The organism is Stenotrophomonas sp. YIM B06876, from assembly GCF_030711595.1.
Lineage (GTDB): Bacteria > Pseudomonadota > Gammaproteobacteria > Xanthomonadales > Xanthomonadaceae > Stenotrophomonas.
This window is the reverse complement of sequence record NZ_JAUJUJ010000009.1, coordinates 33,897-47,444: the sequence shown is the minus strand read 5'-3', so window position 1 is coordinate 47,444 and position 13,548 is coordinate 33,897. Positions and strand designations below refer to the sequence as shown.

Below are 13,548 nucleotides of genomic sequence, written 5' to 3'. Positions count from 1 at the left end.
CGCGGCGGCGCTGTGCACCGGCGCGGTGACGGGAGCCGCGCGCCGGCCCGACGCGCGCACGCTGGCAGGTAGAATGCGCGGATGCCTCTTTCCCCCTTCAAAGCCCTCAAACCGCTGGCCGGGCGTGCCCTGGAAGCGGCCCTGAACCGCGCCTTGGCGCTGGACCCGGATACCCGCACCGCCTTGCGCCCGCTGGATGGCCAGAGCATCACCTTGACGCTGGAATCGCCGTCGCTGGCGATGCGCATCGGCGTGGCCGGCGAACGGCTGACGGTCGGCCCGGTCGATCCGGCGCAGCAACCCGACCTGGCGGTACGCAGCACCCTGGGCGGGGTGCTGGCGCAGTTGCCGTTCCTGGCCAACGCCCGCCGGGGGGGCACTGCTCCCGCGGGACGGATGAAGGTCTCCGGCGATGCCGAATTGGCGCGGCGCCTGCAACAGCTGGCCACCGGCTTCGACCCGGACTGGCAGCAGCCTTTTGTCAGCGTGTTCGGCGATGTGCTGGGCGTGCAGGTGGCCAACAGCCTGCGCTCGGCGCTGCTGCAGGCGCGCCGCAGCGCGGTCGACCTGGCCCAGACCGCGGCCGAATATGTCACCGAGGAATCGCGCGACGTGGTGCCGCGGGCCGAACTGGAGGCGTTCCATGACGATGTGGATGTGATGCGCGACGACGTTGAACGGCTGGCGGTACGGGTGGCGCGGTTGCGCCAGCGCGGGGAGGTGGCATGAAGGCGGTTTTCCGTGCCAGCCGCATCGGCCGGGTGCTGCTGCGCTACCGGCTCGACGACCTGCTCGATGGCACGCCGGTCGAGCGCTGGTTGCGCCTGGCCAAGCCGTTCGTGCCGCGGGCCTCGGCCGAGATCGCCGCGCAGTCGCGTGGGGCGCGGCTGCGGCTGGCATTGCAGGAGCTGGGGCCGATCTTCGTCAAGTTCGGGCAGATCCTGTCCACCCGCCGCGATCTGGTGCCCCCGGATATCGCCGCCGAACTGACCCTGCTGCAGGACCGGGTCAAGCCGTTTGACGGCGAGCAGGCGCGCGCGATCGTCGAGCGGGCGCTGGGACAGCCGGTCTCCGCGGCGTTCGCCAGTTTCGACACCACGCCGCTGGCCTCGGCCTCGATCGCGCAGGTGCATGCGGCCACCTTGCCCGATGGCCGCCAGGTGGTGGTCAAGGTGCTGCGCCCGGATATCGAGCGGCAGATCAGCGCCGACATCGCGCTGTTGAACTCGGCCGCCGCGCTGGTCGAGCGCACCCATCCGCGTGCCGCCAAGATCCGTCCGCGCGAAGTGGTGGCCGAGGTGGAGACCACCCTGGCCGCCGAGCTGGACCTGCAGCGCGAAGGCGCCAACGCCAGCGTGCTGCGCCGCTTCTGGCAGGATTCGGACGATCTGTATGTGCCCGAGGTGATCTGGACCCACACCGCCGAGCGCGCCCTGACGCTGGAGCGGGTGTGGGGCATTCCCTCCGACGACATCGCCGCGCTGGATGCGGCCGGGATCGACCGCAAGGCGCTGGCCGCCAAGGGTGTGCGGGTGTTCTACACCCAGGTGTTCCGCGACAACTTCTTCCACGCCGATGCCCATGCCGGCAACATCTGGGTCGACAGCGATCCGGCACGGCGCGACAACCCGCGTTTCATCGCGCTGGATTTCGGCATCATGGGCCAGCTCTCCGAGCAGGACCAGTACTACCTCGCCGAGAATTTCATGGCGATCTTCAACAAGGATTACCGGCGCATGGCCGAGCTGCACGTGCAGGCCGGCTGGATGCCGGGCAACGTGCGCATCGACGAGCTGGAAGCGGCGGCGCGGGCGATCTGCGAGCCGTATTTCACCCGGCCGCTGTCGCAGATCTCGCTGGCCGAAGTGCTGATCAAGCTGTTCCGCATGGCCCAGCGTTACCAGCTGACCCTGCAGCCGCAGCTGATCCTGCTGCAGAAGACCCTGCTCAACATCGAGGGCGTCGGCCGCCAGCTCGATCCGGAGCTGGATATCTGGGCCGTGGCCAAGCCGGTGCTCGAACGCATCCTGCGCGAGCGCTACAGCCCGCGCCGGGTGCTCAAGGAGCTGCGCAAGCGGCTGCCGGAAATCATGACCCAGGCACCGGACATGCCCAAGCTGGTGCACAGCTGGCTGCAGCAGCAGGTTGACGGCCAGCACCAGCTGTCGATGCGCTCGCAGGACCTGGCCGAGCTCAACGTCACCCTGCAGCGCATGCAGCGGCGCGTGGTCACCGCCGTCGGCGGCGGCGCACTGGTGGTGGTCGCCGCGGTGCTGTACGGGCTGGAGGCCGGCGGCCCGCAGCTGGCGCAGATACCGCTGTGGTCGTGGGCCAGCGGCACGCTGGGTGCACTGGGACTGGCCTCGGCGTGGCTGCGGCGATGAGCGTGCCGGCCGACCAGGCGGGGGTGCCGGTGGAAGTGGCGGTTGCAGTCGAGCCGCTGCCGTTGCTGTACCAGGACCCGTGGCTGGCGGTGGTCAACAAGCCGGCGGGTTTGATGGTCCATGACAGCAAGCTGGCGCGTGGCGAAGACGACTTCCTGGCCGACCGCCTGCGCGAGCAGCTGGGCAAACCGATCTTCCTGGTGCACCGGCTCGACCGCGCCACCAGCGGCTGCCTGCTGCTGGCCTTCGACCGCGAATCGGCCAGCGCGCTGGGCAAGGCGCTGATGGCCGGCGACATGCACAAGGACTATCTGGCGGTGTGCCGCGGCTGGCCAGCGCAAGCGGCCTTCACCGTCGAGCACGATCTGGATGGCGGCCCGGGCAAGCCGCTGAAAAAACCGGCCATCACCCATTTCCAGCATCTGCTCAGTGGCGAGCTGCCGGTGCCGGCCGGCGAATTCCCCACCTCGCGTTACGCGCTGCTGCGCTGCCAGCCGCAGACCGGCCGCTTCCGCCAGATCCGCCGCCACCTCAAGCACGTGTTCCACCACCTGATCGGCGACACCAGCCACGGCGATGGCCGCCACAACCGCACTTTCCGCATGCAGGGCGTGCACCGCATGCTGCTGCATGCCGAGCGCCTGCGTTTCGCGCACCCGCACAGTGGCGAGCTGGTCGACGTCAGCGCACCACTGGACCGCGAGTTCCAGAAGGCGCTGGACCTGTTCGGCTGGCCGCCCGGCACGCCGATCACCGCCGCGTAGAAACGACCGCCAGCGCGGGCATGCAGCAATTGCCGGGCAGGGGCGAGGTGAGCCGCGAAAGCGTTACCGGCTGGCGTTCCAGCGCCGCCGTGAGATGTTCCGCCTGCAGCCGGGCGCAGCCGCGACCAGGTTGCGAGTGTTCCCGCAGGAAACAGGCCGGTGCGCCCGGCGCTGCGTCGCGATCCTGCAGCACACAGGCTTTGCGACTGACCTCGCTGCCACAGCGCGGGTGCGGCGCCACCGGCAGCGGTTACTTCGCCGCGGCCGGCTCAGTGAGGATCCGCTCCAGATCCTTCTGCAGGTCGACCAGCAGCGGCTGCATCTTCGTCTGGATCGCCAGCATCAGGTTCTGCATCAGCGCCGGGGTCTTGTCGAGCAGACTCTGCCCGGCCGGACTCTCGTAGAACTCGGCCATCGCCAGCACGTCTTCCTTCGAGAACGACTGCTTGTACAGGTCCACATACATCGGCCGCAGCTGCGCCCACGACAGCGCCTGGCGCACGGTCTGGCGGGTGCGTTGCTGGATGCGCTGCAGCTGCGCCTGCTGCTCGCCGGTGAGTTGCTGCTGTGCGCTGAACTGGGCGAACTGCTGCTGCTGCATCGCTTCCATCTGCGGCAGCATGGCATCGAGCATGGTCTGCGCGCGCGAGGCGGCCAACAGCCGGTTGATGTCGCCGTCGGTGGGCGCCGCGGCCAGCGCCGGCGCAATGCCGCCTGTGGCCAGCGCCAACAGCAGCAGGGTGGAAAAGCGGAATCGGGTCGCGCGCATCGGAGCATCCTGCCGGGAGGTACGGACGCCCAGCATACCGCTGCGGATATCGGCGCGGCGCGGACACCTGCGTGGCTGAAGGGCTTGGCGCCTGCCAAACCCGGTGCCGTCCCATCCGGGCTGACGGAAGCTGCCACCTCCGCGGCGTTTTTCCCCCGGCCCGGACCCATCCGTTGCAGCCGGTGGGGATGCCCGGAGGGGCGGCCAGGCACGCCAATCTCCTACTCGAGCATTGCGTTCACGTGCTGCAGCAACTGGCCAACCTCGCTGTTGTCCGGGTTCTGCTTGTGCAACGCTTCAAGCAGCGGCTTCGCTTTTGCGGCGTCGCCACGGCGATAGAAAACCTGGGCCAGCCCCTGTCTGGCGTCACCGTCCTGCGCATCCAGGGCGAGGGCGTTGGAAAAAGCCGCTTCCGCGGCAGGCAGCTCGCCCAGGCGCAACGCGGCGAATCCCTGCCCATCCCAGGCATCCATTTTCGGGTTGCCCAAGGCAATGGCCTGGCTGAACTCGTTGCGGGCCTGCTGGTTTTCGTCGCGGCGCAGGTGGATCCAGCCATGCTGCACGTGCGCGGCGTAATCCAGTGGCTGCACGCTGTTGAGCATCTGTGCGGCGGCATCGTACTGGCCGTGCTTGAACAGCGCGAAGGCGCGTTCATTGGCGAGCTGGCGGGGGTTGCGGTGGTGGGCCAGGTCACCGTCGAATTCCCGGGTCGGCGCGTATTTCTGCAGATAGTCGCGTACGTCGGCGGCCCGATGCAGGCCCAGGTAGCAGTGGATATACACCGGGCCGTGGCTGGCCATGGCGGCCTCTGCGGCAGCCTTGGAGTTGCGTTCGTAATCGACGCCGAAACGCTGCCCGAGGATGCTGCCCATCGGAAAGTTCTGCACTACGATGCCGAATTTTCCGGCACGTTTGCGTTCATCCTTCAGCAGCACCGACTCGTAGGGCAGTGCCGGATTGAGCAGGCTGATGATGGTGGTCACGCCCTGGTCGTGCAGGCGCTGCATGTCCTGTTCCATCGGGTACGGGCCGAACACGAAGCGGGTGGCGGTGATGGATTCCTGCGCCCGCCACGGTTGCACGGCGAAGCTGGCCGGATGCAGCAATACCCACCCGCCTGCGGCAAAACCGAACACACACACCATCAGCAAAGCGCCCAGCCAGGCTTTTCTGGAAATATTTTTCATGAAATAAACGCCATTTGAATTCTTGCAAAGTCAAGGGTTGATCGATTTCGGTGTCTGAAATAGTGACAGGGTTCAATTATTTCAGGTAACGTTTCCGCGTTGTCCAGGTGTCTAATGGGGGCGACAGGGCGCCGCGTCCCCTCTGCGGCAGAGGGCTGGATGATGGAATATCTTTTCAACGGGGCACCGGAAGTGCGTATCGCGCTTTGGGTGGCACTGGCGACGCTGGCGATGGTGGCGCTGCTGCTGGCAAGCATCCTGCTGCTGCGGGTGCATACGCTGCGGCGCGAGCGGCGCGACGCGCAGGCCCGACAGACCTGGGCCGGGCTGTTCCAGCGGGTGCTGGACGGCGAGCAGGTGCCGGTGCGGCCGGTGCGGCACGGCGAGATATTCGGCTTTGTCGAAGCCTGGAACGCCATACACGAGCCGCTGTCCGACGCCGATTCACGGCGTTTGATCGCGGTCGGCAAAAGCGCCGGTCTGGTCGAAACCAGCAAGAAGATGCTGCACGGCGGCTACCACTCGCGGGCCATGGCGATCGTCGCCCTGGGTTATCTGCGTGACCGGAATCTGTTCGACCTGCTGTCGCCCTGGCTGACCGACCGCAGTCCGGTGGTTTCCCTGTGTGCGGCCCGCGCGCTGTCGCAGATCGATCCACCGCGGGCGATGGCGATGTTCGTGCCGGCGATCCTGGAGCGCGACGACTGGGTGGAAGGCAGCGTGGCGCAGATCCTGGCCGAGAACCATGATGGCAGCGCGCTGCGCGAACTGGCGGCGGTGTTGCCGCGGGTGGAAGGCACCATGGCGGTGAAGCTGGTGGGCTTTCTTGCCGACATCGACCCGGTCAAGGCCGGCGCTCTGGTACGGCAGCTGCTGGAGGGCAATGTCGATGACCGGGTGCTGTCGGCCTGCTTGCGGGTGGTCACTGCTCCGCAGGACCGTGAACGCGTGCGCCAGCTGCTCACGGCCGAACGCTGGCACGTGCGCATGAACGCCGCCACCGCGCTGGGCCGCATCGGTGAGCAGGGAGATGTGCCCCGACTGGAGCCGCTGCTGTGCGACGCGGTGTGGTGGGTGCGTTACCGCGCTGCCCAGGCCCTGTTGGCGCTGCCGGGCGTCGGTGCCGTCGGGCTGCAGGGCATCCGTGCCCGCCAAAGTGACAGCTACGGACGCGACATCATCGACCAGGTGCTGTCCGAACAGGGTATGAGGAGCGCGACATGAGTGCCTACTGGGATGCGTTGGTGCGGTATTTCCAGCAGATCGACTGGGTGCACCTGCTGGTGTCGCTGCAATGGGCGTTCCTGGGCTATTTCTTGGCGATCAACCTGGCCTACCTGATCCTCAACTACATCTCGGCCTTCCACATCGTGCGTTACATGCGTGAGCACCGCGCACACTATCTTCCCCACGGCCTGCGCCAGCACCAGCCTCCGGTAAGCATTGTGCTGCCTGCCCACAACGAGGCCGGTTCGGTGGTGACCTCGGTGCGTTCGCTGCTCAAGACCGACTACCCCCAATTCGAGATCGTGGTGGTCAACGACGGGTCCAGCGACGACACCCGCAAGGTGCTGATCGAGGCCTTCGGCCTGGTGCGGGTGCCGGAAGCCTACCGCCGGCGGCTGCCGACCGAGACGGTCGAAGGGGTGTACGCCTCGGCCCGTTTTCCCACGATCCGCATGGTGGACAAGGCCAACGGTGGCAAGGCCGACGCGATCAATGCCGGCCTGAACTGTGCGCGCTATCCGCTGTTCTGCGTGATCGACGCCGACAGCATCCTGCAGCCGGAGAGCCTGTCGCGGGTGGTGCGGCCGTTCCTGGAGGATGCGCGGGTGGTGGCCAGCGGCGGCGTGGTGCGGGTACTGAACGGCTGCACCGTCAAGGGCGGCATGCTGGAAAAAGTGGATGTGCCCAAGCGGCTGCTGCCGACCTTCCAGCTGGTGGAATACCTGCGCGGATTCCTGTTCGGACGCATGGGCTGGTCGCCGATGAACGCGTTGCTGATCATCTCCGGCGCCTTCGGGGTGTTCTCCAAGGAACGGGTGATCGCCATTGGCGGCTACCGCCGTGCCACCGTCGGCGAGGACATGGATCTGGTGGTGCGCCTGCACCGCAACCTGCGCGAGCAGAAACGCGACTACCGCATCCGCTTCGTGCCCGACCCGGTGTGCTGGACCGAAGCCCCCAGTGACCTGGCTTCGCTGAAAAGCCAGCGCATCCGCTGGCAACGCGGGCTGGCCGAGAGCCTGTGGTCCAACCTCGGACTGATGCTGAACCCGCGCGGCGGCACGGTCGGCTGGATCGCCTTTCCGTTCATGCTGCTGTTCGAATTCCTCGGCCCGATGATCGAAGTGACCGGCTACGTGGCGATGATCGTGTTGTGGATCCTGGGTTTGATTCCGCTGTATGCGTTTGTGGTGTTCCTTGCCGCGGCGATTGGCCTGGGGGTGCTGTTGTCGGTCAATGCAATGCTGTTGGAAGAGCTGTCGTTCCGCTTGTATACCCGGCCGCGGCAGCAGTTGTGGCTGTTCCTGGCCGCGGTGCTGGAGAATTTCGGCTACCGGCAGCTGACCTCGGTCTGGCGGGTGACCGGCATGCTGAGCTGGTTGTTCAGCATGGGCCGCCGCCATCAATGGGGCCGGATCAACCGCGACGGTTCCTGGCAGCAACCCCACGAGGAAGAACATCCGGAGGGCGCGCCCGCCGCCATTGCCACCGTTGCCACCACCGTCGACGTCCGACCCACGCCATGACCTCCAGGAAGCTTTCCATGCCGCATACGACTCTCCGGCGGAGCGCCGGCTTCTCCCTGTACGCGCCGTTGTGGCTGGCCCTGGCGGTCTCGCCGGCGGCCTGGGCACAGTCGTCATCCGCATCACCGCCCTCGTTGAGCGAACAGATGCTGCAGGTGCGACAGCTGGCCACCAACGGCCAGCGCGATGCGGCGATCGAACGCTACAGCGCATTGCTGCAGGAGCACCCGGACAATGGCGACCTGCTGCTTGCGCGCGGGCGCACCTACGCCTGGATGGGGCACTACACCCAATCCGAGGCCGACCTGACCGCGGTGGTCCAGCGCAGCCCGACCTATGCCGATGCATGGTCGGCGCTGGGCGACATGTACAGCTGGAGCGACCGCCCGCAGCAGGCGATCGCCGCATATTCGCACTGGGTGGAACTGGCCCCGCAGGACCCGGCCGCCTATATCGCCCGGGGCCGCGCCTACCGCGCTGGCGGGGACCGCGACGCGGCCCGCGCCGACTTTGCCAGCGCCCGCGCCTGCGGCGCCGACCCGGCGGAAATGGCGAGCCTGGAGGCCAGCCTGACCCGGCGCACCGCCAATCCCGAAGCGATGATCAACGACGGCTTCCGCTGGACCCTGCGCGCCGGCATCGACCACACCGGTTTCAGTGGCGGACGCCAGGACTGGAATGATGTCGATGTGTCCTTGCGCCGCCGTTTCGAGCACGGCTCGCTGGCCCTGGAATTGTTGCGGGCCGATCATTTCGGTCGCAACGATACGGCCTGGGCGCTGGACGGCTACACCTCGCTGTGGCCACGCGCGTACGCCAACCTGCGTTACCAGCGCGGGCCGGACAGCGGCATCCTGCCGCGGCTGGGCTGGCGGGCGGAGGTGTTCCAGGGGGTCGGCAGCGGCTGGGAGTTGTCGGCCAGCGTCGACCATCTGCGCTTCTCCTCCGACACCGAGTTCTATGGCGTCGGCGTAGGCCGCTACGCCGGCAACTGGTACACGCGGTACAAGCTGCAGCACGTGCCCGGCGCCGGTTCGGGCAGCTGGAGCCATCGGCTTCTGGTGCGGAACTACTACCGGGGTGACGCCGACGACTATCTCGAACTGAGCCTGGGCAACGGCCGCAGCACGGATTTCGACAATTTCGGCGGCATCGTGCGCAACAACAATGCCGCCATCGGTGCGGCGTGGACCCACTTCATCACGCCGCGCTGGGGCTTCAAGCTGGGCGCCGGCTATGCCGACAACGCCGACGGTTTCAACGAACAGGATCTTTCCTTCGCGCTGTATTCGCGCTGGTGAGTGGGGAACACGATGACGGCTGACAACAGGGCGGGCGGCGTGCTCGCGCGGTTTTTCACCTGGCTGCCGGCGCTGCTTGCCGCGCAGCTGGTGCTGACCGGCACGGCAGTGGCGGTGGGGATGGGTACGGCGGCGTGGCCGCCGCCGGTGAAGGGGGGGATTGCCGCATTCGCGCTTGGCCAAGGGCTGCTGACCCTGCTGCGGGCGTTGCCACTGCTGTTGCTGCTGTCTTGGCCGTGCCTGCGCTTGGGCTCGCCGCGCGCGCGGCTGTTGGCCACCGGCATGGTCTGGTCGGTCTTCCTGCTGGTGCAGGCGGCGCTTGAACGGTATTTCCAGGTGGCCGGCACGCCGCTGGGCGCGGACCTGTTCGGCTACAGCCGGGCGGAAATCGCCACCACGCTGGCGGGCGGCGCCCACCTCGGTACCAGCGGGATGCTGGTCCTGGCACTGCCGCTGCTGGTGCTGTGGGCGGCGCTGTACGGCCTGCGCCGTTGGCAGCCTGAACCGCGGCAGCGGCTGGCGGTGACCGCCGTGCTGGCGGGCCTCGCCGGCTGGGGATTGCCACTGGCACCCGGAACAGGCGCGCTGCCGGGCGATACCGCACGCGCGCTGGCCGGCAACAAGCTGGCCTGGTTCACCGCCGACAGCCTGCGCTGGTTGCAGCGCCCGGCCGGGGATGCGGCAGGCGTGGTCGCGCCGGCCTCGGCCGACGAACCCCCATTGGATCCGCACTATCCGTTCCTGCACCCGGAGCGCACGCCCGATGCCCTGGGTCCGTACTTCGCGGCGACCTCCGACGGGGCGCCCCCCAATCTGGTGGTGATCGTGGTCGAAGGGCTGGGCCGTTCGTTCTCCGGGCCACAGGCCGAGCTCGGCAGTTTCACCCCGTTCCTGGATGATCTGGCCACGCGCAGCCTGTACTTCGAGAACTTCCTTGCCAACCAGGGCCGCACCTTCGGGGTATTGCCCTCGCTGCTGGGCTCGCTGCCGTTCGGCGAACAGGGCTTCGCCGCACTGGGCGAGCGCATGCCGCCGCACCCGGGGCTGTTCAACGTGTTGCACCGGCAGGGCTACCACACGGCGTTCTACAGCGGCACCGATGCCGGTTTCGACAACGAGCGCGCCTATCTGCGGTTGCAGCAGCTCGACGCCGTGGTCGATCTGAAAAATTTCGGCAGCGGTTATCAGCTCAATCCGCTCAGCAGCTGGGGCTATCCCGACCGCGAGCTGGTATCGCGGGTGCTGGCCGACAGCACCGGGTTGCAAACGCCATTCGCACTGGCGATGCAGACCATTTCGATGCACACCAGTTACCAGTTTCCGGGCCAGGACCGCTACCGCGCCCGCGTCGAGCAGCGCCTGCAGCAGCTGGCGGTGCCAGCCTCGCAGCTGCCGGCCTATCGCGCCAATGCCGATATCTACAGCACCATCCTGTACACCGATGACCAGCTGCGCCGCTACTTCGAATCGGCAGCGCAGATGCCGTGGTACCGCAACACGGTGTTCGTCATCACCGGTGACCATCGTCTGCCGGAAATCCCGATGGGCGAACACATCGACCGCTACCACGTGCCGCTGCTGGTGTTCTCGCCGCTGCTGAAGCAACCGGCACAGGTGCGCGCTGTGTCCTCGCATCTGGATGTGACGCCGTCGCTGCTGGCGCTGTTCGCGCACACCTATGGCCTGCAGCGGCCGGCGCAGGTGCCATGGCTGGGTACGGGGCTGGATATGGGCGCCGATTTCCGCAACCAGCATGAGATCCCGCTGCAGCAGACCAAGACCAGCGACCCCGAATACCTGGTCGATCGCTGGTGGCTGCGCGATGGGCAACTGTTCGAACTGGGTGATGGCATGCATCTGTCGCCGGTGGACGACACCCACCTCCAGGCCTGGGTGACGCACCGGCTGCAGCGCTACCGCAGCGCCAATGCGACCTTCCTGCGCCAGCTGGCGTTGATGCCCGACGGGGAGGCGCCCCCACTGCTGGCGTTCGCCGCCGGCGCTGCCGCCGCCGATGCCGCGCCGCGCAGCGGGCCGCCGGCCCGGGCGGTGCCGGGCATCACCCTGGAATCGGTGCAGTTGGGGCGGGCGGGCGATGCGATCGACATCCACGGGATCTTCGCCAATGGCGATCCGGTGCCGAGCGCCGCGTTCGTGCCGCTGGCCGTGCTCAGCAGCGAAGACGGCCGCGAAGTGCAGGAGGCGTCGGGTGGCGCGCTGCAGCTGGCCGCACACGAACGGCGTGCGGTGCGCCTGACATTGCGGCATCCGGGGCTGGTACCGGGCCGGTATTATGTGTCGGTGCGCCCGTCAGATCCGGATACCGGCCAGCCGCTGGGCCGCGGACGCTTCCACATTCCCTTCGATTTCGGCGCCGATACCGGCGCAGGTGCCCCGCCATGAGTCGCCGCTTGCTGTTTCCGCTGCTGCTGCTGTGCGCAGGCCTGCTGCCGGCTGCCTCGGCGGCGGCCGGGCGCGCGATCTGGACCTGGGAGGCCGAGTCCTACGCGATGCTCGACGATCCGGCGGTGGCCACCGAGGCCATCGCGTATCTCAAGGCCCAGCACATCGATTCGGTCTATCTGTATGCCGACGGCTACCGCGGCCGCAACCTGATCGTGGAGCAGCCGCAGCGCTACCGCACCCTGATCGAGCGCCTGCACCGCAACGGCATGCAGGCCTATGCGCTGCTGGGTTCGGCCTACCTCAATACCGAGACCTACATCCTGCCGGAGCACCGCGCCGATGCCGAGGCGATGTTCCGCCGGGTGCTCGACTACAACGCCGCGGCACCGCGCGCGGCGCGCTTTGACGGGGTGAACCTGGATATCGAGCCGCACATCCTCGACGAATGGGATGACCACACCCGTGAGCGGCTGCTGGGCGACTTCCTGGACATGAGCGCGGCGCTGATGCGGATCAAGCGCGACTACCGGGCCACGCTCGCGGTGGGGCCGGCGATCCCGTTCTGGCTGGATGGCATCACCCTGGAATGGCAGGGCCGTAGCCGTCCGGTCAGCGAGCATGTGATCGATCTCTACGACTACGTGGCGCTGATGGATTACCGCGACAAGGCCGAGGGCGCCGACAGCATCCTGTCGCACGCCGCCAGCGAAATCGCCTATGCCAACCGCGCGCGCAAAAAAGTGGTGATCGGGGTGGAAGTGTCCCCCAACGAGATCGACAAGGTGACCTTCGACGAAGAAGGCCCGGTGGTGTTCGAGCGCGAACTGGCCAAAGTGCAAAAGGCGCTGCAGCGCGAGCCGGCCTTTGCCGGTTTCGCCATCCACCACTACCGCGCCTACCGGCGCTGGAAGGGGCGGGCGTGGGAGTGAAGCCGCCGCTGATTCCCGAAAACGAACTGATCGAACGCTTTGTACGCGCCTCCGGACCGGGGGGGCAGAACGTCAACAAGGTGGCCACGGCGGTGGAGTTGCGTTTCGATATCGCCGGCTCGCCGTCGTTGTCCGAGGCGTTGCGCGCCCGCCTGCTGGCCAAGCGCGACCGCCGGGTCACCGCCGACGGCGTACTGGTCATCGACGCCCAGCGCTTCCGGACCCAGGAGCGCAACCGCCAGGACGCGCGTGAACGTCTGGACGCGTTTATCGCCACCGCGCTGAGCGTGCCCAAACCGCGGGTGGCCACCAAGCCGACCTATGGGTCAAAATTGCGGCGTTTGGATGCCAAACGCGGACGTTCGCAGGTCAAACGCGGACGTTCATCCAGCAACTGGGAGTAATTTTTTGAATCACCCGACTATTCCGGCGGTGCCGCCGAACATGCCGCAGGTCAAGCCGAATGCCTTCAACCGCTGGCTGGCGCGGACCGTGCTGCGCGCCGGTGGCTGGAAGCTGCAGGGCCCGATCCCGGACGTGGCCAAGGTGGTGATGATCGTGGCGCCACATTCCTCCAACTGGGACGGTCTGTGGGGCATGGCGGCCAAGATCGCGTTGGGGCTGGAAGTGCGGGTACTGGGCAAGGCGCAGCTGTTCTGGTGGCCGCTGGGGCCGGTGCTGCGCCGGCTGGGCGTGATCGCGCTGGACCGCAGCTCGCCGCAGGGCACGGTTGAACAGGCGGTGCGGCTGCTGCGCCAGTCCGATCGCATGTGGTACACGATCACCCCCGAAGGCACGCGCAAGGCGGTTACGCAGTGGAAGGCCGGCTTCCTGAAGATCGCACGGCTGGCCGAGGTGCCGGTTTTGATGGTGTATTTCCACTATCCCGAGCGCACGATCGGCTTTGGCCCGCTGTTCCATCCCTCCGGCGACGACACCGCCGACATGGCCGCCATCCGCCAGTGGTATGCACCGTGGGTCGGCAAGACCCGCGACACCCGCTGAGTCCGGCAGCCGGCAGCAGCACATGCCACGCCTGTGGTGATGGGAGTAGT

Annotated in this window: 12 protein-coding genes; 10 read left to right on the top strand and 2 right to left on the bottom strand. The window is 67.5% G+C overall.

Annotated elements, in window-relative coordinates:
* Window positions 1-81: 81 nt before the first annotated feature.
* Genes QZH66_RS05955 through QZH66_RS05945 form a run of 3 tightly spaced genes read left to right on the top strand, consistent with a single transcriptional unit; the run spans window position 82 to window position 3,148 of the window.
* Window positions 82-729 carry an SCP2 sterol-binding domain-containing protein gene (locus QZH66_RS05955; RefSeq protein WP_305805040.1) on the top strand — a complete coding sequence of 216 codons (648 nt, stop codon included), beginning with the start codon at window positions 82-84 and terminating at the stop codon, window positions 727-729.
* Window positions 726-2,384: a ubiquinone biosynthesis regulatory protein kinase UbiB gene (gene ubiB, locus QZH66_RS05950; protein ID WP_305805039.1), complete on the top strand. Its 1,659-nt coding sequence runs from the start codon at window positions 726-728 to the stop codon at window positions 2,382-2,384. The genes QZH66_RS05955 and ubiB overlap by 4 nt, the downstream gene beginning before the upstream one ends.
* Complete coding sequence (locus QZH66_RS05945; RefSeq protein ID WP_305805038.1) at window positions 2,381-3,148, top strand: pseudouridine synthase; 768 nt, start codon at window positions 2,381-2,383, stop codon at window positions 3,146-3,148. Before ubiB ends, QZH66_RS05945 begins: the two co-directional genes overlap by 4 nt.
* A gap of 250 nt (window positions 3,149-3,398) precedes the next feature.
* Here QZH66_RS05945 and QZH66_RS05940 read toward each other — a convergent pair whose 3' ends face one another.
* Both QZH66_RS05940 and QZH66_RS05935 read right to left on the bottom strand, forming a co-directional pair.
* Window positions 3,399-3,917, bottom strand: a complete 519-nt coding sequence (locus QZH66_RS05940; protein ID WP_305805037.1) for a DUF2059 domain-containing protein — start codon at window positions 3,915-3,917, stop codon at window positions 3,399-3,401.
* A gap of 221 nt (window positions 3,918-4,138) precedes the next feature.
* Window positions 4,139-5,104, bottom strand: coding sequence for a tetratricopeptide repeat protein (locus tag QZH66_RS05935; protein ID WP_305805036.1), 966 nt, complete (start codon window positions 5,102-5,104; stop codon window positions 4,139-4,141).
* 159 nt (window positions 5,105-5,263) lie between these two features.
* Here QZH66_RS05935 and QZH66_RS05930 point away from each other — a divergent pair, with 159 nt between their 5' ends.
* The 7 genes from QZH66_RS05930 to QZH66_RS05900 are packed head-to-tail and all read left to right on the top strand — an operon-like array spanning window position 5,264 to window position 13,498.
* On the top strand, window positions 5,264-6,328 hold the full coding sequence (locus QZH66_RS05930) for a HEAT repeat domain-containing protein (RefSeq protein WP_305805035.1): 1,065 nt from the start codon (window positions 5,264-5,266) through the stop codon (window positions 6,326-6,328).
* Window positions 6,325-7,857, top strand: coding sequence for a glycosyltransferase (locus QZH66_RS05925; protein WP_305805034.1), 1,533 nt, complete (start codon window positions 6,325-6,327; stop codon window positions 7,855-7,857). Before QZH66_RS05930 ends, QZH66_RS05925 begins: the two co-directional genes overlap by 4 nt.
* Entirely contained in the window at window positions 7,854-9,158 is a 1,305-nt protein-coding gene (locus QZH66_RS05920; RefSeq protein WP_305805033.1) for a YaiO family outer membrane beta-barrel protein, read from the top strand. The genes QZH66_RS05925 and QZH66_RS05920 overlap by 4 nt, the downstream gene beginning before the upstream one ends.
* A 12-nt stretch (window positions 9,159-9,170) precedes the next feature.
* A complete protein-coding gene (locus QZH66_RS05915; protein WP_305805032.1) occupies window positions 9,171-11,561 on the top strand; it encodes an LTA synthase family protein in 2,391 nt (796 codons plus the stop codon).
* The gene (locus QZH66_RS05910; RefSeq protein WP_305805031.1) at window positions 11,558-12,493 is read left to right on the top strand and encodes a hypothetical protein; all 936 of its coding nucleotides are present in this window, start codon (window positions 11,558-11,560) and stop codon (window positions 12,491-12,493) included. Before QZH66_RS05915 ends, QZH66_RS05910 begins: the two co-directional genes overlap by 4 nt.
* Entirely contained in the window at window positions 12,469-12,897 is a 429-nt protein-coding gene (arfB, locus tag QZH66_RS05905) for an alternative ribosome rescue aminoacyl-tRNA hydrolase ArfB (protein ID WP_305805080.1), read from the top strand. The genes QZH66_RS05910 and arfB overlap by 25 nt, the downstream gene beginning before the upstream one ends.
* Window positions 12,839-13,498, top strand: coding sequence for a lysophospholipid acyltransferase family protein (locus tag QZH66_RS05900; RefSeq protein WP_305805030.1), 660 nt, complete (start codon window positions 12,839-12,841; stop codon window positions 13,496-13,498). The genes arfB and QZH66_RS05900 overlap by 59 nt, the downstream gene beginning before the upstream one ends.
* Window positions 13,499-13,548: the final 50 nt, after the last annotated feature.